The sequence below is a fragment of the Sphingobacterium sp. WOUb80 genome, assembly GCF_050058145.1.
Lineage (GTDB): Bacteria > Bacteroidota > Bacteroidia > Sphingobacteriales > Sphingobacteriaceae > Sphingobacterium.
On record NZ_CP165617.1, the window covers coordinates 5,241,920 to 5,262,740 of the forward strand.

Annotated in this window: 14 protein-coding genes; 13 read left to right on the top strand and 1 reads right to left on the bottom strand. The window is 42.1% G+C overall.

The window, feature by feature from the left end; genetic code table 11:
• Nucleotides 1–316 precede the first annotated feature (316 nt).
• Together AB1Z56_RS21790 and AB1Z56_RS21795 are read left to right on the top strand one after the other, a co-directional pair.
• Nucleotides 317–763, top strand: a complete 447-nt coding sequence (locus AB1Z56_RS21790) for a response regulator (protein ID WP_309367426.1) — start codon at nucleotides 317–319, stop codon at nucleotides 761–763.
• On the top strand, nucleotides 739–1,575 hold the full coding sequence (locus tag AB1Z56_RS21795; RefSeq protein ID WP_426790146.1) for a helix-turn-helix domain-containing protein: 837 nt from the start codon (nucleotides 739–741) through the stop codon (nucleotides 1,573–1,575). Before AB1Z56_RS21790 ends, AB1Z56_RS21795 begins: the two co-directional genes overlap by 25 nt.
• 14 nt (nucleotides 1,576–1,589) lie before the next feature.
• Here the strand turns inward: AB1Z56_RS21795 and AB1Z56_RS21800 are convergent, their stop codons facing one another.
• On the bottom strand, nucleotides 1,590–2,435 hold the full coding sequence (locus AB1Z56_RS21800; protein WP_426790147.1) for a helix-turn-helix domain-containing protein: 846 nt from the start codon (nucleotides 2,433–2,435) through the stop codon (nucleotides 1,590–1,592).
• Between AB1Z56_RS21800 and AB1Z56_RS21805 the strand changes: the two genes are divergently transcribed.
• The 11 genes from AB1Z56_RS21805 (at nucleotide 2,418) to AB1Z56_RS21855 (ending at nucleotide 20,111) form a co-directional block, all read left to right on the top strand.
• Nucleotides 2,418–3,206, top strand: coding sequence for an HAEPLYID family protein (locus tag AB1Z56_RS21805; RefSeq protein WP_426790148.1), 789 nt, complete (start codon nucleotides 2,418–2,420; stop codon nucleotides 3,204–3,206). The genes AB1Z56_RS21800 and AB1Z56_RS21805 overlap by 18 nt on opposite strands.
• Nucleotides 3,207–3,432: 226 nt before the next feature.
• Nucleotides 3,433–6,363 carry a histidine kinase gene (locus tag AB1Z56_RS21810; RefSeq protein WP_426790149.1) on the top strand — a complete coding sequence of 977 codons (2,931 nt, stop codon included), beginning with the start codon at nucleotides 3,433–3,435 and terminating at the stop codon, nucleotides 6,361–6,363.
• Nucleotide 6,364: 1 nt separating this feature from the next.
• A complete protein-coding gene (locus tag AB1Z56_RS21815; RefSeq protein WP_426790150.1) occupies nucleotides 6,365–7,135 on the top strand; it encodes a hypothetical protein in 771 nt (256 codons plus the stop codon).
• Between the two features lie 22 nt (nucleotides 7,136–7,157).
• Nucleotides 7,158–7,808 (top strand): response regulator transcription factor, encoded by a 651-nt coding sequence (locus AB1Z56_RS21820; RefSeq protein ID WP_309367432.1) that lies wholly within the window; start codon nucleotides 7,158–7,160, stop codon nucleotides 7,806–7,808.
• A gap of 261 nt (nucleotides 7,809–8,069) precedes the next feature.
• Nucleotides 8,070–8,882: a response regulator gene (locus tag AB1Z56_RS21825; protein ID WP_309367433.1), complete on the top strand. Its 813-nt coding sequence runs from the start codon at nucleotides 8,070–8,072 to the stop codon at nucleotides 8,880–8,882.
• Between the two features lie 25 nt (nucleotides 8,883–8,907).
• Complete coding sequence (locus tag AB1Z56_RS21830) at nucleotides 8,908–9,924, top strand: ParM/StbA family protein (protein ID WP_309367434.1); 1,017 nt, start codon at nucleotides 8,908–8,910, stop codon at nucleotides 9,922–9,924.
• A gap of 3 nt (nucleotides 9,925–9,927) precedes the next feature.
• Entirely contained in the window at nucleotides 9,928–11,007 is a 1,080-nt protein-coding gene (locus tag AB1Z56_RS21835) for a HEAT repeat domain-containing protein (RefSeq protein ID WP_426790151.1), read from the top strand.
• Between the two features lie 10 nt (nucleotides 11,008–11,017).
• A complete protein-coding gene (locus tag AB1Z56_RS21840; RefSeq protein WP_293887230.1) occupies nucleotides 11,018–12,526 on the top strand; it encodes a glycosyltransferase family 2 protein in 1,509 nt (502 codons plus the stop codon).
• Nucleotides 12,527–12,532: 6 nt separating this feature from the next.
• The gene (locus AB1Z56_RS21845; protein ID WP_426790152.1) at nucleotides 12,533–15,403 is read left to right on the top strand and encodes a tetratricopeptide repeat protein; all 2,871 of its coding nucleotides are present in this window, start codon (nucleotides 12,533–12,535) and stop codon (nucleotides 15,401–15,403) included.
• A 20-nt stretch (nucleotides 15,404–15,423) separates the two neighbouring features.
• On the top strand, nucleotides 15,424–17,832 hold the full coding sequence (locus AB1Z56_RS21850) for an aminotransferase class V-fold PLP-dependent enzyme (RefSeq protein ID WP_426790153.1): 2,409 nt from the start codon (nucleotides 15,424–15,426) through the stop codon (nucleotides 17,830–17,832).
• A gap of 11 nt (nucleotides 17,833–17,843) precedes the next feature.
• Entirely contained in the window at nucleotides 17,844–20,111 is a 2,268-nt protein-coding gene (locus AB1Z56_RS21855; RefSeq protein WP_426790154.1) for a DUF4838 domain-containing protein, read from the top strand.
• The last annotated feature ends 710 nt before the right edge of the window (nucleotides 20,112–20,821 follow it).

Genomic DNA, 20,821 nt, shown 5'->3' on the forward strand with positions numbered 1-20,821 from the left:
ATTGTATAAAAGACAAGTTAGAAATCAAAAACTTTTCTACTTAACTTATTTGTAATCAGATTGTAATGTTTTTTTTCTAGTCTGAATTAGACTAATAATTTACAATTAAAATAGCTAGTACAAGCTTGTTGAAAAAATATAATAGACCGAAATATGAAGAGTAAACAGAGATATGTCGCGCCGAAAATTGAAATGCTTTTAATTGTATTGGAGAATTGCTTTGACAATTGGATCAACACGCGCGCGTGCAATGAGGCCAGGTATAGCCAGCTTGAAAAATCCAAGGGATCAAATTTATAATTTAACAGTTGCCTTAATGGACAAGAAATTAAAACTTGCATTTGCAGATGATAACGTATTGCACCTGAAAGTAATTGAGCATTTGGCCAGGGAAATGGGGAACTATGAGATGCTATACTCCTGCCACAACGGAAAGGAACTTGTGCATCTGCTTGAAACCAATATTGAACAGCCAGACGTGTGCATTCTAGATCTGCATATGCCGGAAATGGACGGGATGGAGACTGCCCGTGTACTGAGACGCCGCTATCCCATGATTCGATTATTTGGTTATTCGGCCAGCGAAAGTGCAGATGAAAAAAAAAGTTTTCTTGATAGTGGTGTGAAGATCGTTTTCTCAAAACAATCTCCCCGAAAGATGTTGAAATCTATTTATCATTATACAAGGCTCTGTGAAAATCTGGACATTATTGATTTTGAAAAGAATTTATTAAGGAAATGGAATTTTGTAAACCAGCTGTAGCAAATGACAGGATGCAATTTGGAGCGCTAAAACTAGCTGATTATGATAACCAGCTAAGTAAAAAGCTAAACCATACATCTTTTTTTTTCATCGTTCGAACCTGTTCTCCTGTCAGTATAAAAATTGGCCCAACCTTTTATGATTTTGCAACTGACGAACTTATCTTTATTGGGCCACGTGATGACATCGAGATAGCACAACCTATCGCTGCCGAAGGATATTTATGCTGGTTTACAGCAGATTTTTATCAACGATCTAAACTCGATATCGAAATACTCAATTCAGAATTGTTTTTTGGAAGTTATCCCTTTCTTTCTATGCGGGACTATAGAACAGATCTGGTGTTCAACAAGCTATTTGTAGAACGTTTGAAAGGCTGCATTGAGTACCGTACCATTGATATGTTGGTTGCCCACCACTGCTTTGAGTCTTTGTTGCTCGAAGGGTATCAAACTATGCTATCGCTAGAAACAACACATGGATCTTCAGACATCGCTGCCGTTCAGTTATTTAACAGATTTTCGGTCTTATTGCATAAGCACTATCGCGAACATACTAGTGTGCAGTATTATGCGGACCGTCTGCACCTCTCTCCACGGAAATTGACCGAACTGTGTTCTGCCGTTGCTGGTAAATCGGCTAAATGTGTGATATCCAGTGTTGTGGCCCAGCAGGCTTTGCGCTATATAAAGCACACTGACCTTTCAATATCCCAGATTTCCTATGAGATGGGCTTCTCGGATGAATCTAATTTTCGCAATTTTTTTAAAAGGCAGACAGGTAGCAATCCGCTTTTCTATCGTCAAATTTAACTTTGAGAGCTCGTTTATGCTTTTTTAGATTCTTTTTTGAAGTATAGATAGGGACGCTTATTGGCCGGCATCCGGCGGGCAGTTCTCGGCAAGGCTTTTTTGTCGAGGATTCCACTGCCTAAGTATTTTAACAGCAAGGCATATAATCTTTCCGACGTGAATGCCGCCTGATAATCTTTCCTAAAGTCGGCGACCATCGCTTCGAGTGTCTTTGGACTGTTGAAATAGTCGGATCGGTAGATTATATAAGCGATGAGCTCGCGTTGTTGGCGATGGTGCTCGCTTTGGCTGCTACTTTCATCAAATGAAGATACCTGACTCGTTAATTCTTGATCCGCAAAGTAGCTCTTCTTAAAGTCCTTTAAATCGGTTAGATGTTCCTCGTCGATCTTTAAAGCTAAGGCCGAATCAAAGAAATCTGCTAGTCGAATGGCAAATGGCCGACAGATTTTTGAAAGGCTATCCACAGATAATGAACCGGTTTTACGGTAAGCGCTCCGAATAGTGGATGTGGATACTCCTACAAAACTGGCCAGGCTCTCTAAGGTTAATCCTGTTAAATCGATGATTTCCAGTATTCTTCTTGAAATTAATTCTGCTATTTGCTGATCTGATATTTTTCCCATACTTAATCTTTTCTTCTCTGCAATTTTATCATGCGAGCGTCTTGCAACACTTTTTAATCCATAAGTTCCACTAGGTACATGAGGGTCTACCGTTGCTTGTTTTAAGAAACTGATCGTCAAATATAGACGAATAAAATGAACTGTACCGTGTAAGAAATAGGGATTATCATGTGCAAATTCCCATTTCTTTCCAAAGTTCAACGAGAGGTTTGTGATATGACAAGAAATTTTCAAAATACCAAGCTGTGGAAATCTATATTTTTGTCCTGCGGTCTGTTCTTTTCCTGTGCTCTCCTTGCTCAGGAGAATAGAAATTTACCGGACAAGGTGCACCATGCTGAGCCCCTTTATAATGACCTTGTACGCGATCTTGGAGCAAGAAAAGGGGAAAAAGAATTTAATCTGGGGGCGGATATCAAACGAACAAGTCTGAAGGATGATTTTGGATATCTCATGGAGTATGAATTTGCACCAATTGATCGCTTAGGACTCGAGGTAGAAACGGATTTTGCCTATGCTAAAAGCCGTATTGCCAATGTACCTTCAACAAATCAATTGGAAAGATTGCGATTGTCGTCGCAATATTCATTCTATGTCTCAAAAAAGAAAGCGACAACCTTGGCTGTCGGGTATACACAGATTTTTAATTTTGTCAACGGTGGTACCGCCTTTAATCCTTTTTTTATAGCCGCCAAAAACTGGCAGCGTCATTGGCATACGTTAATTTATACCGGGCCGGAGATTGCTTATCAATACGGCACATCCAAAATGGCTATGAATTGGCAGATCAACACGTCATTTCATTATACTATGCCGAATACCGATCATTTTTTCGGCGTTGAGATCAATCAGGAGATTTCATCCGAAGGCATACAAACTGTTTTGCATCCCCAAATCAAACTCGGCCTTAGCAAAAAATTGGCCATCGGTATGGCCCTCGGACTACCAATAGGAGGGGCGGAAAGTAGGCTAAGTTCCTTTTTGCGCATTATTTATCAGCTTTAGCGGAACTGGATTTTCCGACAGTAAAATATTGCCAGCTGCCACCTATTTAACTTAAAGCAGTTATTTCTCCAGGTTTTAAAATCTCTTCGGAGGAAAATTTTATATCGATTATTAATATATAATTATTTTCAAATAACTATATTTGATCTGTCCATATTATTGAACTTAGTCGATTGTGTTTGAAAAAGCGCTAAAAATTCTATTGCTATTAAGCACTTGTTTTGCTATGCCTGTTTTTAACAGAGTAGTGGCTTCAGGCTATTATGAAATCGAAATTCTTTCGGGAATCGATCCCTTTCACCGTAATATAGAATCCGCGGCCCGCGATAAACAAGGTTTTATCTGGTTTGTTGCTGGAAGCCTTCTTTACCGTTATGATGGCATTGCAATAAAAGCATTTAATGAGCTTTATACAGAACCTTTGGGTTTTACGGAAGTGAATAAACTGACCGCCGATGATTTGGGACGGCTATGGTTGGAGACAAGAAATGGGCTGTTCATTTTTGATACACAGCTATGGCGATTTATTGAAAAAGATAGGTTTTCAAAGGGGCTCGTGGGCGAGGATGTCATTGCACTATTTAATCAAGGGAAAAATCTTTTTGTGGCAACCCGATCGGGTATTCTCTGGCAGATCACTGGTTTTCGGAAGAAAAGGCTGATGGATTTTCAGCCCGCTTTATCCGAAATGCGGCGGCCGGTAGGTAAAAGTCTCATTGCGGATGAAAGCAGACTTTGGTTTGCTTACAACAGCTTACTCTTTTTTATAGATTTAAAATCGGGGAAAACGCAACAAGTGCAGATGCCAAAAAGGGTTTATCAGGAGCTAGATGATCTATTTTTAGTGGAAAATGGTCTTCTGCTGCGAAATTACGGCTTGGGTTATATAACCTTTGACGGAAGGGAATTTCACCAATTACATCTGAAGGGGCTCAATACAGGTGATATGCGCGATTGGGCCCATTGGTCCTTTGCGGAAAAGGGAAAGATCATTTTCCTTTTCGGTGATGGCCGCTATTTTGAATTTAGAAATAACCTTGAAATGACGCTCTTACGTCAGAATAAACACGATATCCGTAGAAGTTTGTTCAAATCAAGGCTCAACCAGCTTGATTTTAATGGGCACGAAGGTCTCTGTGCAACAGAGAATGGCTTGTATAGTCTCGCCAGAAGAGCCTTTGAGCTGAATTACTGGAACACGGGTACGGCCAGGGCAATCGTAAAACAGCAGGATAAGTATTATGTGGGGGGCTATGCTCCGTTAAAATATTTTACGTCAAATAACCTTGCCATAAAAGAATCGGCCCCACTCAATAATTATTATGCTTTTCTGCCAATCGACAAAGATACTGCGCTTGTCGGGTTGGAGGGTAATTTTTTGGGTTTATTGGTCAATGGAAAATTTAGATCTTTATCTTATAAAAAGGCTAAGGGCACCCTCGAGGATTTGTCCACTATGGTGTACAGCCTCTGTCATTATTGGAAAAATACCTATCTAGTTGGCACGTCCTGTGGACTATGGCTCTACAATCGCGATACGGGATTAGTTAGTCCGTTAAGGGATAGAATGGGAAAACTTGTTGGAATGGGCGAGCGAGTCAATTCTATTCAAGTACGACAACAGGTCATCTCCTACACCACCGAAAATGGTTATTTTGAATACTTGGCGGGCCAGCTACGGAAAATTTATCCGCAACAAAGCGAAAAACTCCAGGTGTACAGCCATTCATTTCGGCATAATAAGGTTTTCCTGGCAACAAAAGGAAAGGGGCTGATAGCCATCGACGCCAGCACAGGACATGTTGATACCTATAACACAAATTGCGGGCTAGCGCATAATGTGGTTTTTAACATGGCTTGGGTGGATAATCTGCTGTTTTTGGGGACCTTCCGGGGACTGTCGATTTGGGATGGTAAAAATTTTTATAATGCTTATGCGATGCATGGGCTGCCATTTGAAGAATTTAATCAGGCTTCTATACTCAAAGATAAGCTTCAAGGGCAATTGCTGATCGGTGGTGTACTCGGCTGTATTGCTATTCAGCCGGAGCAGTTTTTGTATAATCTGAAGCAGGAAACAGTGCCGCCGCCGGTATTGGCAACAATTTCTATGGGTACCGGCTCCGGGAATATCATAACTTCCTTCACACCAAAAGATGGCCAAGATACGCTGATTTTCGACAAAAAAATCGAATTTGCAAATCTTAGAATAGCAAAAATAGATGCCTATAAGCAAAATTACAAAATCTACTTTCGCCTCCGGCCCCTGATAAAATCATTTCAGGAAGTGCCTGCATCGGGAGAAATTAGCCTTTCCGATCTGAAAACAGGAGAGTACGAACTTGAAGTGAAGACGGTAAGCGACAATGGTCTAAGTGTGAAAACCAAGCGATGGCTGTTTTATAAAAAGCCGAAATTTTATGAGACACAGCTTTTTTATGTGCTGGTTACGCTGGGGCTGGGTATTGTTCTTTATATCATCGCTATTATGCGATCTTCACAGCTCAAGCGGGATAAAAAGCTCCGGCTTGAACTCGCACGCGATCTGCATGACGAAGTTGGTGGCCTGCTTACGGGAATTGCCATGCAGTCTGATCTTATGGCTATAGGTCAGCAGTCTGCGGGGCGGCATCGGTCGCTAGAAAAAATTGCAGCCTATAGCCGGGAAGCGGTACAAACGATGGATGATGTCATCTGGGCAATAGACTCGCGCAATAATAGCCAGGGAAGTTTAGAAGACCGGATGAGGTTTTTGGTTTCACAGATTCTGCCGATGCAGGATGTCGATGTCAAATTTGATATAAATCTGCAGAGCGCTGGCCAGCTGCCTCAATATGTACGTCAGAATGTATACCTTATCTTTAAAGAAGCATTGCATAATGTCTGTAAACACAGCCCCAATGCGAAAGTTGATATATTTTTAAAAATAGATCATCATCAGCTTATTTTAAAGCTGTCAAATTCCTTAAAGCAAATTGAAGGAACGGCTTCATATACAACGTATCCTAGACGTCGTGGTCAAGGTACGATTAATATGAAACGCCGGGCAGAGGCTATAGGGGCTAAATTCGAAGCAGCAAGGTTCGAGGACCGTTATTGCATTCAATTAGTAGCTAAGTTTAAAGTGAATAAACTTTTTCTTGACTTTTTTAATTGATATGATGCAGCATAACCCCCAATTTTGGATAAGTTTAAGCTTCGCTATACTGGGGGGAGTTTTTTGCATATCAGGTCTTTTATCCCGCTTTTATCGTTTTTTTAAATACAAAGATATAGGGCAGCTACTGATCAGTGCGGGGGTGATGGCCTTGATTTGGCATGTCATGATCTATTGCATGATCTATACGGGAGAAATTCAGTATTATCCGCATATTTATAACAAAGGAATACCCTTTTATTATCTTGTGGGGCCCTGTTTTTATTTTTATGTTTGGCTCAAATTTAATCCCAATGCGACACTGCCTAAATATTGGATACTACATTTATTACCCTTTTGCTTTGGATTGATTGATGTCATTCCCTATGCGATAGCCCCTATAGAAGAACAGAAAAAACTGCTCAGAATGCTGGTAGAAGACATTCCGCTTGGATTTAAGCACCATTATGGTTTCGTGGATCAGCAATTACATTATATGCTGCGATTTGGGCTCGCTATTGCCTATGCCATTGGGCAATGGCGGATATATTATAATGCAGATATAGATGCGAAAGTTACGAAAAGGGAAGTACTGATTTTTAACAGCGTTTACAGCACCTATCTATTGTTGCAGTGTAGTATCGTGTTAGCTATTATCCTTAACAGCAGTCAGGAGGCCTATATTCTTAAAAGTCTGGATAAGCTGGTCTGGGTAAGCTTTTGCTTTCTTTTGTTTAGCCTGTGGTTTATGCTGGATGGAAATAAAAAATCAAAATTATACGACTTAAAATAACACACACTTATCTTATATTTTTATGCCAAACGCAAAATTTAGACTTGCAATTATAGAAGACCGTATGCCTGTTCTCGAATCGTTAAAGTCTTACTTTGAGGATAACGCTCAGTTTGACCTGGTCGTTGCAGCACGTGAACTTGATGAGCTGCTTGAAGGTGCCTGGAGTCCTGAATGTTTAGATTTGCTGCTCTGCGATATTGGACTGCCAAATAAAAACGGCATTGAAATAACTTGGTTTATAAAACGTAAATTCCCGCATATACAAGTTGTTATGTTTACGGTGTTTGATGATAAAGAACATATATTTCAGGCACTTTGTGCGGGTGCCGCTGGTTATTTGCTTAAAAGTACGCCGTTACCGGAGATGGAGCAGTTGCTCGTGGAGGTCATGAAGGGAGGTTCGGTGATGAGTCCGCAGGTAGCTCGTTTGGTGATATCTCACTTTAATCCTGCACTTGATCATAAAGTCGATTATCGGCATCGCGAGCAGCTTACCCCTCGCGAGATAGAAATTGTTTCCCTTTTGCAACAGGGGTATACCTATAAAAAAGTTGCTGAAACCGCGTTTATTAGTGTTGATACCGTTAAATTCCACATTAGGAATATCTATGGAAAATTACAGGTTAACAGCCGCTCGGAGCTTATGCTGAAATATAATAAACCGATTTGACAGAACTTCTTTTCGCGAAAAACGATACCTAAAGAAAACAGGAAACTCATTTCAATTGATGGATTAACTATGCGATGCATGCACTATCTGTTTTTGAGATCTTCTTAAGAACATCTTAAGAAGATTCTATCTTACCGACAAATACCTATTTTAAGTTAATTTTTTTTGTAAAAACCACCCTTATGGGCAGGTAATCACTTTGCTTGTATTTTTAAATTTGTGATGCCATTTTAAAGCAACTTAATCTATTTAATTAAAAGTATGCAAAGTTATGATCTCTCACCTAAGCAATTTAGGGTGTTTTCGGTATTGCATGCAGACAGCGATCTGCTCATGCGAAAAATAATTTCGAATGTTTTCTCCAATGAAGCATTTCAGCTGGATTCCGCCGCCAATGGAAAAGAAGCCTTTGCCCTTTTGGAATCAAGGGGCTATCAGTACGATATCGTCATTACCGAAATGCATATGCAGTATGCAAATGGGTATGAAATTATCAATAAGGTGATGAAGGAATCGCCGCGTACACGGACGCTTATCACATCTAACATGAGTTATCTCCATATTCGTGAGGGACTGGAAATTGTGCGTGAAGACTGTTTTAAAAAACCGCTGGTCGTGGGAAAACTATTGGAAAGAGTGAAGCTAATCATGGAAGGTGATCCGGAGGCTGCTAGACAGTTACTTCCAGAAGTTGGGTCTAAGGTCATAAATATGCCTGAGAGCCAGTGCAACGAAGCTGAGCCGCATCAAATGCAGCAGGATTCTTTCCTGGAGAACTCAAAAATAACACATTCAGAACAACCTCAGGGAATAGTCCATATGCAAGATTTAGTAGCTGTGGAGGATCTAGTAGCTCTGGAGGAGCTGATAGATGTGCGTGAGATAGAAGAGGTACATGAAAAGATAGATATGCAGGCGGTGGTACGTGCGCAAGAAGATGCCATGAACGAGCTTTTTGTAGCTGAATATGTAGCAAGAGAAGAAATTTTGGCAATAGATATCGTACCTGAACAACCCGTTTTAGTAGCGGCTACACAGAAATCTCCGGTCATGTCAGGTAAACGATGGTGGTAAATAATTAATACACACGAAAAATTTTATGTATATAATACAATCATTCTCAAGCCTGATGCAGGCAACAAATTCTCCCTTGGTAAACACCGCTAATTCATTATTGACGGGCTTGAAAATACAAATGGGGCAGCAGTGGTATATCTGTGGTAAATTAGCACTAAATGAAGGAAATAGCCCTAGAAGACCGCTGAATGCATCTCCGGAATCATTGGAATGCCAGTTGCTGTTTAAGGCCGCAATTTTGACGAGCGGTGTCGGCGCCGACACTCCACTGATGGTAACTATCGGCTTGCCCAATAGTACCTACCGCTTGTATCGGGAAACTGCCGAACAAACGCTCCGTGGAAAACATATCATCCAGTCGGATCCCGCTGTTTATGGAGAGGACGGATCTGGTATATTGCCAATTGAGGTTGCGCATATTGACGTGTTGCCGGAGGTGGTGAGTTGTATGGTGGCGTTGCGCAGGGGAGAAAGTTGTGAGAGGGGGGCTTTCTTTGTTTTTAGTTTTGGGTTTGGTACATTGGAAACTGGGCTGAGTACCGATGAAGGCGTAGTAGAAAATGCGATGGGGAGTGCTCCCGGTATGCATTATGCTGTCAATATTCTCCGCGAACAGCTGCAGCAGACCTATGACCTGTCATTTCAGAGCATGCAGCAGCTGGATGAGGCTTTTCGAAACGGCTACCTCTATATAAACCGTAAAAAAATTGACCTTCAGGGATTGCGCAAGAAAGCGATACAGACCTATTATGCCGAAATTGTCTCGCCAGCATTGGGTGATGTGGTCAATGATAGAAATCTAGCTAAATCAAACCGGATCTTTCTTTGTGGTGGTGGGGCGCACTATGGCGATCTCATCGACTGTATTCTCGAAGAGTTTGGCGATATTGCCGGTGTTAAAATTGTCGACCAGCCTGAATCCCTCGCTGTAAAAGGCTACTTACTAAATTCCATGCGTTACATTCAGGATCAGTCCAAATTACCGGTGGGGATCGATCTTGGGAATATACAAACGCGTGTAGCCCTTGCTGAAAACTAAGGTATGACGGTAGATCAAACGTTTATAGCGGTGATTCAGGCGATTGTGGCAACATCCTTTATTGGAACTTTTGTCGCTTATGTTGTGATCATGGTGCTTCGTTTCCGAACGGCAAAAGCAAAGCGTCGGCAAGATAAGCTTGACCAGCTGATAGAAGATCGTATACTGCCGCAGTTTATTCAGGAAATGGGTAATGAAAGTGCGCATGTATCCATCGATCAGGCTGTGCTGGATGAGTTGGCGTTGATGGACAAAAGAAACCGCCAGACCTTAATTGATACCTTAATCCGTCTCCGATGGCATGTGGCCGGAACAAACGCGCTGATTCTTCATCGAATTTATGTGCTACTCGGGCTAAATCTGGATTCGCTGCAAAAGATGAAATCGCGCAAATGGTATCGCAATGTTCAGGGATTGCACGAACTGACGCTAATGGACTACGCGATTTCGGATATTGATATTCTCCGATTCAATCTCAGTGAAGAATCTGAACTGCGCTCTGCAGCCCGAAGCGCTTTTATGCGCTTCAGCAAGAACGAGCCTTTCCGCTTTTTTGATGAGGTGCGCGATCCATTGAGTATATGGGAATTGATCGGTTTTTTTCGGATTCTAGAACAATCCCGCGATACGGTAAAATCAAACTTTGCAAACTGGATCCGTTATTCGCGCAACAAAACAGTTGTTATTTGCTGCATGAAGCTTGCCGCACACGAGCAGAGCCTAGAGGCCATAGACAGTATCGAAGGATTGCTCAATGTGAACGACCATAGTTTGCGTTCGCACGCCATCAATGCGCTGGGGCATTTAAGGGCTGTACATACTCAGGAAACACTGATTAAAATGTATCCAAACCAACCTGTCGACTGCCAGTGCGAAATTCTGTTTTCGCTCGGTATGTTTCGAACAACAAGAGCCATGGAATTTCTGACGGAACAATTCCAGTCAGCTTTTGATTTTGAAATCGAAAATCATGTTGCGGCAATACTCGCCCGCTTGGTACGCAACAAACAATTGGCGTGGAATCCTTTACATCTGCCTTCACGAAAACAACGCATTTTAAACTATTATCTGCACGAACAATAACGCATACAATATGATCCAAGATATAATTGACGTTTTCCAACTTTTTATATTTTCTTACAGTAGCCTGACCATGGTGATCTACGTCATCATGGCGGTGCTATCGTATAAGGGAATTATGTTATATAGACGGAAAAATAGAGAGCACTATACACAAAATGTAATTTCGAGCCCACTTTCACCGGGCATCTCGGTCATTGCTCCGGCTTACAACGAAGGCCTGACCATTATTGATAATGTGTATGCATTAATGCATCTGAATTATCCATTATACGAAGTTATTATTGTCAATGACGGCAGTACGGATGATACATTGGAAAAATTGGTGGAGCATTTCGAACTTAAGGAGGTAGATCTCCCTTACAATGAAAAGATCAAAACGAAGGCTGTAAAGCGCTTTTTTCGATCTACTAATCGCGCTTATGAAAAGTTGCTGGTCATTGATAAAGAAAACGGGAAAGGCAAAGCAGACGCTTCGAATGCAGGTATCAATGCCTCAAAATTTGATTATTTTCTCTGTACAGATGTGGACTGCATTCTGCATGAAGATACCCTATCCAGGCTTATGCGCCCTATTTTAGACGAAAAGAGCCGGAGCCGCTTAAAAGACATTCAGGTGATTCCCGATACCGGTTATATCCACGTGGAGAATAATCAACGTCGGGTTATAGCGGTAGGGGCGCCACTGCGGATGATCAATTCTTCTGAAGTGGATAATGGTGTAATAACACGCTTCAAACCACCACATAAAGTACTCCCACGTTTTCAGGAACTCGAGTATATTCGCGCATACTTGCTTTCAAAAATGGCTTGGAGCTCAATTAATTGTGTCCCAAATGTATCTGGAGGACTTGGCCTTTTTGATAAACATATTGCGGTGAAAGTAGGGGGCTATGATCCACGCTCATTTGCTGAAGATATTGATATGGTGACACGTATGAGTGTTTACATGATCCAGAATAATCACAAATATGCGATACGGTATATTCCTGTTTCGTTGTGCTGGACGGAAGGACCACAAACCTTGCCGGTATTCAGTAGACAGCGTGTACGCTGGGCAAGGGGATTGATCCAGATCATGCTGCTACACCGTCATGTTTTATTTAATTTTAAGTTTAAAAGGCTAGGTCTTATTGTCTTTCCTTATAACTTCCTATTTGAGTTTTTGGCGCCTATTTTCGAGGTATTGGGGCTACTGTTTTACATCTATCTTATTGTAATAGGCGCTATCAATTGGGAAAATACATTTACATTACTCGCTTTTCTTTATATGTTCTCTGTCCTGGTAAGCTCCATAGCTGTGCTGTGGGATCAATTAATTGAAAGACATTACCGCAAAACGAGTGAGGTGATAGGATTGTGCCTCACGGCCTTTGCTGAACCGTTTATTTATCATCCGCTCATTGTTTTTTTTAGTATCAAAGGCTACATACAGTCCATGTTCAGGCAAAAGCTAGTATGGGGGAATATGCAGCGTAAAGGTTTTGCAAGCCAAAAGTCTACTGTCAAAAATCAAGCTTAAGCTATTATGAATTTCCGTTATACTATTTTTATTCTCTTCCTACTGTCTACACAGGTGTTGCGAGCGCAGACCTGGAATTCCGTACGTGCCGAAAAATTGTACCAGCAGGCTGTGGTAGAAATTAAATCTGCTCAGCAGCAGAAAGCTTTGAAGTCATTGGAGGAGGCCATCAAGCTGAATCCAGCCCATATCGATGCGCAGGTGCAACTTGCCCGAATCTATATGGCGCAGAAACACTATGATCAGTCGATCCGTACTGCACAACTGGTACTGCGTGCTTCGCCCGAATATGAAGATGTGTATTATTATATTATAGGTTCTTATTTATCAAAAAATAGGCCTGCTGAAGCCTTGCGGTACGTCGAAATGGGATTGGCACGTTTTGCTGCCAATAAAGATTTCGGAATCAAAAAGCTCAATATACTGGATATGCTCAAACGCTATCAGGATGGAGATTCCTGGGCACAGGTTCTAATCCGGCGTTTTCCGACCGATGGAAGTGTAAGGCTCGCGATGGCCGGTCATTATGAAGCAAAAGCGGATTGGTATAAAGGCAATAAAATGGATAATCTGGCCAATTCTTATTATGAAAAGGCGCTCGAACTCGCACCGAAAAATACAGATCTCATCGAAAAAATGAACAATCTCGTATCGCAAGGCGGTGATTATGACGCCCGAATTGCCAAGGCAAATGCGCTATTGAACAGCGATAGTAAATCTTACAATGCGTTATTCCAAAAGCTCAGCCTGCTACAGGAATCACATCGTTATGCAGAGGCTTTAGAAGTGTTACGTGTGATCTTACGCTATTATCCGAAAGATAAAAAAGCCCTTGACCTAAACAATAGTTTACGGAAAGAAGCAGCCGGGTATTATCAGAACACGGATACTTATGCACTTTATCAGTCGATTTTGGATCAGAATCCCGGCGATCGGGAAGCCCTGGAGAAGGTGGTAGGCATAGCTGCGTCTCGGGGGGAGACGACGCAGGCACTGTATTGGGTAGACCGTGCTTTACAGCGAAATACAGCCGACCGTGTATTGCTGCGCCGAAAAATGGATTTTGAATTTCAACTGCGCCGTTATCAGACAGCGGCAGATATTGCTGTTAAGCTCTATGGGAGCAATGGAGATAAAGCGTTCAGGTCAGAAGCATTACAAATGATCAATGCTTGTGGCAATTACTATTTGCAACAGCAACAAGCCGACAGCGCCATCGTTTACTACGATCGTACTCTTCACCTAGACCGCAGCAATATGCCAGCCCTGCAAGGGCGCATTTCGGCGCTTGTATTGCAAAATAATTTATCCTCGGCTCTTCGGGAACTGGATCAGGCCATTAGTTATTATCCAAATGATATCGATTTGCAGTTAAAAAAGGCGGGATTCCTGGCACAATCTGGGAAAATACAACAAGCTGTAGCTTTAAGCGAAAAACTTTACGCCAGTTATCCGGGAAATCCGAAACTTAAATCGCTTTACTTGGAGCAGAAACTTGCCGCAGCCAATGCTTGCATCTTGGTCGAAGAGTACGGTGAAGCGGAAACGCATCTTCGTCAATTACTCCTTGAAGACAACGATAATAAAGAAGCCCTACACTACCTTTCTAATATTCTTGACCTTAGAAGACGCTATCCGGAAGCTTTGCTCGTTGTTAAGCAGGCCCTGCAAAGTTATCCGGGTGACCGCGAATTTCTTCAGAAGAAAGCTGCAATCCTTCACAATAGTGCACAGTATATGGCAGCTGCTCAAGTTGCCACCATGTTGCGGACAGAATATCCGTACAATCAAAAGTACCGTACTATGGTACAGGATGCCTGGATGTCGGCTGGATTGGCTTTTCAAAAAAAGGGGGTAGCCGATAGCGCAATCTTTTGTTTTGATCGCGTGCTCGAGGGTAATCGAACAGATTCGCTTGCCTATAGTAATAAAATAAACCTTCTGATGGCAAAAGGAGACTTTGTATATGCCTTGCAGAGTGTGGATACGGCATTACAGCATTTTGAGTATGCCGAACCTTTTCTCCTAAAAAAAGTAATCGTACTCGACAGTTTGGGGCGATTTGTTGAAGCGGCCCAATATGCTGATACGCTCTCCAAGCGCTTCGATCTGCGGAAACACAGGGAATATGCGGCTCTTCTGCGAAGTAAAACCATGCAGCACGCTTTTGGACTTTCTTTGCTGAATAGCTCCTTTTCAGGTGTTGATGATAATCCAGCTCCGCCTGCATACCGTATTGCGACACTGTACTACACCCGCCGTTTGTCGCCAAAAATAAGTTATGGTGCACAGCTGTTATTCACAGGAAGGCAATCAGGTACGGGCATTATGGGAGAAGGCGACCTGACGTATACGGCGAATAAATTGCTTTACTGGAATGCTTCGATAGGTATATCCAATAATGTGTTGCTTCCCAAATATAGATTGGCCTATTCGCTTTATCGGCAGCTCGGAAAAGGTTTCGAAGGGGAGATTGGGGCGCGTTTTCTGGAAGTTGTCGCGATCAAAGCGGTATCATTGGTTGTTGGTGCGAGCAAAAGTTTTGACCCTTTTCTGCTGAATGCACGAATCTTTGCCATCAAGGAGGAAAAGGATTTCTACTTCGCTTTTCAGGCAGGCGCAAAATATGAGCTTACTGAAGCCGATTTATTGCAAGCAAATTTTGGACTTGGAACTTCACCAGACGATAGAAGCAGGCTTATTCTATTGCCTGAATTGGGGGGTGTTATGAGTCGAAGTGTGGGCGCGGGATACAGACGCACAATAAATTATCGTACATCGTTAGGTCTAAATGGTACTTACACGAGTCAAAAAATTGGTACGGCAACATTTCGTAATCAATATGATCTACTGCTCGCTTTACAGGTGAAATTTTAACTCTAGCCAATAATTGAACAATGAATCGTACAATTTTAATTTTAGGTGCCGAAGGGTACTTGGGCTGGCCGCTGGCCATGAAGTTAGCGCTGCATCATCCAGACCAAAAAATTATATTGCTGGATAATGGCTGGCGCAAAAGCACGGTTGCCAATCTCGGATTTGGCCCCTGGCTACAGATTCCAGATCTCTCAAGTCGTATCGAAGCATTTCGCCAAAAATATGGTTTAGCTAATATGTGCGCTGTGCACGCGGAGGTTTGTTCGGACGATTTAGCGGAACTGATTCGTCGAGAACGGCCGCATACGATTTATCATCTCGCACAGCAGTGTTCGGCGAGTTATTCGATGTTGGGATTACAACAGGCTCTTTACACCATCCGTAACAATGAAGAAGGTAATATGCGTCTGCTCTGGGCAGTACGCGAATATGTTCCGAAAGCCCATATTATTAAGCTTGGATCATTTGGTGAATATGCCAAGGGCGGATTGCCGATAGCAGAAGGCTATTTTAAGCCTGGTTATAAAGGACAGTTGGCGTCGACGCCTTTACCTTACCCTAGGGCGGCAAACGATATTTACCATGTTTCTAAAATAAATGACTCGAATTATGTAGCGATGGCGGCGCGTACCTGGGGGCTTCGCATCACAGAAGTGATGCAAGCAACGGTCTTTGGTCTGCTAACATCCGAAATGGATGCCTCGCCTGACCTTTTTACCCGTTTTGATTACGATCCGATATTTGGAACGGTAGCCAACCGTTTTATAGCGCAGGTAGTTTCTGGTTCTCCGATGACAATATATGGTAGCGGAAACCAGCGTACTGGACTCATGGCGTTGAACGATGCGGTCAATTCGCTGGCCCGATTTGTTGAAGATATACCACCAGTTGGTGAACATCGTGTGGTGAACCATGTTACAGAAACACACTATTCCATCAATGAATTAGCGGCGGATATTGCTGACATTGCCAGAGGCGCGGGGTTGGATCCCAAGATTTCTTTTACCTCCGATCTTAGGGGGGAAAGTGCTGCCAAGAAACTTATGTACACCATTGAGACAAGTTTGCAGGGAAGTCATTTGTATCATACCGATTTCCATATCGTGATAAAAGAATCCATCAGTCTTTTACAAAAACAATATAGTACACTTCTATCGCATCATTTTTCACCCCATAGCGCCTGGAACGAATGTTCTCATGGGAAAAATCTTGATCTTAAAAGAGTAGATGCCGTCCGAAAAATAGAAAATGAAGCGTATTGGGATCAGGTCAGGATCAACACATTTCCTTCGACCCGGGTGAATCTGAATCCGGGCTGCCTGGCTACGTTGCCACAGGATAGACTCGAAACCATCAAAAATCAGATAAACGGCAATCCTCTTTCACTATATGCTTTAGGGAGGGAAGCATTTACTTCCATACAGGAGGAATGTGCTAAATTGTGGCCAGCTATCGGTTATCGCTGTAATGTGACTTCCAGCACATCTCAGGCCATGAATTTATTGGCATTGGTGCTTTTACGGAAGTTGCAGGAGGATGGGAAGGGGTGTTTTCAGGTCCTGACAAGTGAGCATGAACATCCGGGCGGTATTGGCCCCTTTGAACATTTGCCAGAATATAAGCTCACTTATCTCCCTGATGTTGTCCTTAATGACGCGGAGGAATTTAACAGATGCTTGCGCGAAATGCAACCAGACATCGTGTTCTTATCCCATGTCTATTATCCCACAGGAAAACTGATGCAAGACAAGTGGCGCCTGGGCAATATAAAAAAGGCTGTTCCGAATGCAATTCTGATTCTTGACGTAGCACAGTCACTAGGGATTCAGCAACTTCCTTTTGGGGATGCTGATGTATTGATCGGGAGTACACATAAATGGTTGCATGGGCCGTTGGGTGGTGGTTTAGCTTGGCTCAAAGAAGATTTTGCAAGTTGGATCGGGGCCTTATATTGGAATAAGCAGCATCTTTTTGAAGATCCGCAAACCCATGGGTTTAGCATTCCGGGGGGGCAGGATTTTTTATTGTATGAAAAGTTGAGGCAAAGCCTAAAACGCTATCGAGAAATTGGGCCGAAAGCTATCCTTGATCGCAGTATCTATCTGGCAGCTTATCTGAAAAGAGAGCTTAATAGGATCTTGGGCCATGCTGGCATTGCGCACTGTTTTATGGGGGATGATGTATCTCCGGTCGTAAGTCTGCTGGTGTCAGATTATGATCCTTATCCGCTGTACGAGTTTTTGAGAAAGAAAGATATCCATATTAAATGCATTAAGCATTGTCGCGTAGAAGCGAAGGTTGGACACGTACTTCGTTTTGGTATACCTTATTATGAAAATATGGGCCGCTTGCGCATGGTACTTGATACGATAGCTTCTTTTGTGGATTGTGCGATCATGGATAAGCAAGAAGTGGATTTGGTGATCTAGTTTAATATGCAATGATGAAAGATGCAAATTATAAACTGAACTTGTTCGTTCTTGTTGGATTGCTGTTCATTAGCAGCTGTATGGCGCAGCAAGTGGACATCGTACGCGATAGGAAAGCCGAAACTGAAATCCTTATTTCCTCACATCCATCAAATTTGGAGCGAAAGGCGGCTCTGGTACTACAAGATTATATCAAACGTATTACTGGCGTACCATTAGCGATATTGTCGAGCCCTTCTGGGACGAAAAAACACGTAGTATATATCGGGAATAATTTTTATCAACAGCGGATTGGAAAGAAGGTTGAGCTTGGAAACGAAGGTTTTGAAATTAGTGTTCGGGACGGACAAGTATATCTAACTGGAGGTTCAGGAAAAGGATTGCTGTATGGCGTATATGAACTTATCGAGAAGCAATTTGGTGCTCGGAAATATGATCAAGGGCCTGCATGGGTCCCGAAGCGTGCGAATCTGTCACTTCCTCAAGATTTCAATTTTCGCTTTGAACCTCCATTACGTTATAGAGAGTCTTACTACCCTGCTTCTGCGGATGGTGAATACCTGGATTGGCATCATTTGCATCGATTTGAAGATCTGTGGGGCTTATGGGGGCATTCATTTTTTAAAATTATACCACCGGAAGACTATTTTCAGCAGCATCCTGAATATTTCGCTTTAACAAACGGAAAGCGCAGCGCAACACAACTCTGTTTAACAAATCCTGACGTCGAGAAAATTGCAATCAATTATTTTCGTCAGGCCATTGCCGATAATTCTGATGCGGTCTATTGGTCTATAGCGCCAATGGATGGAAAAGGGTACTGTACATGTGATCGCTGTACAAAGGTTGACCAGGAGGAAGGCGGACCGCAGGGTACACTGATCCGATTTGTGAACAGTGTGGCAGCTCAATTTCCAGAACAGAATTTTACGACCTTAGCCTATGGTTACACCGCAGAAGCTCCCAAAATAACTCGGCCATCGGCTAATGTATATGTGTTGCTAAGCACGATAGATGCAACGCGGGAGCAGGGCCTGGCGGTTAATCCAACAGCTGCTCCTTTGCGACGCCAGCTCAAAGACTGGTCAAAGATCTCATCGCATATTTTTGTGTGGGATTATACCACGCAATTTACATCCTATTTAAATCCTTTTCCAATGTATGATCACTACCAGAGCAATATCGCCTATATGTATCAAAACGGTGTAAAAGGGATCTTTGAACATGGGCCTGGACATACGCTGGCTGATATGTCTGCTTATGCGAGTTATATGCAGGCCAAGAGTCTATGGAATCCTGAGCTAGATCAAGCTGAGGTGGAAGCGGATTTTTTGGACGGTTATTATGGTGCAGCATCAAAGGATATTAAAAAGTATTTAAAACAACTTATTGAAGCTCGAAAAACAAGTCGCTCGACGCTTGATATCTATGGTAACCCTATCCTTTCGCGGCATGGATATCTGAGTTCTGAAAAGATGAAACTTTTTAAGGAACTTTTGAATAACGCGCAAAAAACTGTAGCTGGAGATCCTGAATTTTTAAGTCGTGTCAAATTGATTGCTTTAGGTCTTGAGTATGCAGCTTTGGAGCAGGCAAAGGCTTATGGTGATCATCCGCTCGGCTTTTTGAACAGGAAAGCTGATGGTCAATGGATGGTCAATCCCAATTGGATGAAGCGGATAGATGAATTTTTGGACCATGCACTTCGAGGCGGAGCCATCGAATTGGCTGAAACTGGTGGCAGTCTTGAGCAATACCGGCAGCAATGGCTAACACTATTAAATAAACCCTATTTGCCGTCATTGCTCCAAGGAATACATCCTCAGTTTAAACCTTCGTTTTTGGAGGATTTTCCCGCAAATGGAAAAACAACACTGAATGATGGCTTATCGGGAACAACAGATTACAGTTACAATTGGCTATTGTTTGATAGTAAGGATGTCGAGATTACTTTTCCTTTTCCGAATGAAACAATGGCTTCGCAAATTCAGCTTAACTTCCTTCTGGATCCGGCACATTATCTATTTCTTCCGGATGGAATAGCGGTAGAATCCTCAGAAGATAATATTTCGTACGTTAACATCGGGACGTATAAGATCGATACTGGTCTTATTCCTGAAGGCCCGATATGTTTTCCAGTTTCATTTGGCTTAAAACAACAAAAAGGACGTTTTTTAAAAGTGAAAATTTCTTTTTCGCAAGAATTTCCACATTGGTTTGAAGGGTCGAAGCATCGTAACCCGCTTTTTGCCATAGATGAAATTCACGTTAGAAAATAGATACGGAGGATTTAGAAATATTTGGGTAATCTTAAAGCGAATTTTTCCTAAATTTATTGAACCGATTATCTGACCTAAGAAAATCATTATGTCGTTAGGAAATGGTTTTTTGTCTTTTTTGCTGTATTTACCCTGTGCTATGCTTGGGGCTTTTTTTAGCTATAATTTGATTTGCTGGGGCTATCGAAAGGCTACTGTTGTTAATAGCGCAGGACAAATTTGGGAGCGGATAGCATTTTTTTGTTTACTCGTGCTCACGTTTTCGGCTATGTTAATAGCTGCTTTGTGTATCTCAGCTAATGAATTTATCGAGTTGTGGCCGCAGAAATTATTTTATGCTTGTATTATTGTAGGAATTCCCACGCTCGTGATAACGACTTTTGTCATTCTTTTTAGATGTATAGAATCCTGGTCTGAATGCTGCTCGAGCCGCGAAAGAGCCAAATATGGTTATTTACTGTTTCTGACCATTTGGTTATTTTGTTTTTTGGTGCAAGTTATCGTATACATCATGCTGATCAAGCAGATTAGCTGAATCGGGTGAATCAATCATCTTATTTATAATGAATTAAGCTTGGAGTTTGAGATCAAAGCAAATCAGGAAATAGGTGTTTTAATGAGGTTTATAAGGGGTTAAAAATAAATGGGGCGAACGCCTTCGCCCCATTATATCCATTAATATTATCAAGTCGAACGCAAAAAAAATGACT

Bases quoted from the DNA above. Each gene is read 5' to 3' on its own strand.
- AB1Z56_RS21790 (WP_309367426.1), top strand. From the start codon at position 317: ATGGACAAGAAATTAAAACTTGCATTTGCAGATGATAACGTATTGCAC.
- AB1Z56_RS21795 (WP_426790146.1), top strand. From the start codon at position 739: ATGGAATTTTGTAAACCAGCTGTAGCAAATGACAGGATGCAATTTGGA.
- AB1Z56_RS21805 (WP_426790148.1), top strand. From the start codon at position 2,418: ATGACAAGAAATTTTCAAAATACCAAGCTGTGGAAATCTATATTTTTG.
- AB1Z56_RS21810 (WP_426790149.1), top strand. From the start codon at position 3,433: ATGCCTGTTTTTAACAGAGTAGTGGCTTCAGGCTATTATGAAATCGAA.
- AB1Z56_RS21815 (WP_426790150.1), top strand. From the start codon at position 6,365: ATGATGCAGCATAACCCCCAATTTTGGATAAGTTTAAGCTTCGCTATA.
- AB1Z56_RS21820 (WP_309367432.1), top strand. From the start codon at position 7,158: ATGCCAAACGCAAAATTTAGACTTGCAATTATAGAAGACCGTATGCCT.
- AB1Z56_RS21825 (WP_309367433.1), top strand. From the start codon at position 8,070: ATGCAAAGTTATGATCTCTCACCTAAGCAATTTAGGGTGTTTTCGGTA.
- AB1Z56_RS21830 (WP_309367434.1), top strand. From the start codon at position 8,908: ATGTATATAATACAATCATTCTCAAGCCTGATGCAGGCAACAAATTCT.
- AB1Z56_RS21835 (WP_426790151.1), top strand. From the start codon at position 9,928: ATGACGGTAGATCAAACGTTTATAGCGGTGATTCAGGCGATTGTGGCA.
- AB1Z56_RS21840 (WP_293887230.1), top strand. From the start codon at position 11,018: ATGATCCAAGATATAATTGACGTTTTCCAACTTTTTATATTTTCTTAC.
- AB1Z56_RS21845 (WP_426790152.1), top strand. From the start codon at position 12,533: ATGAATTTCCGTTATACTATTTTTATTCTCTTCCTACTGTCTACACAG.
- AB1Z56_RS21850 (WP_426790153.1), top strand. From the start codon at position 15,424: ATGAATCGTACAATTTTAATTTTAGGTGCCGAAGGGTACTTGGGCTGG.
- AB1Z56_RS21855 (WP_426790154.1), top strand. From the start codon at position 17,844: ATGATGAAAGATGCAAATTATAAACTGAACTTGTTCGTTCTTGTTGGA.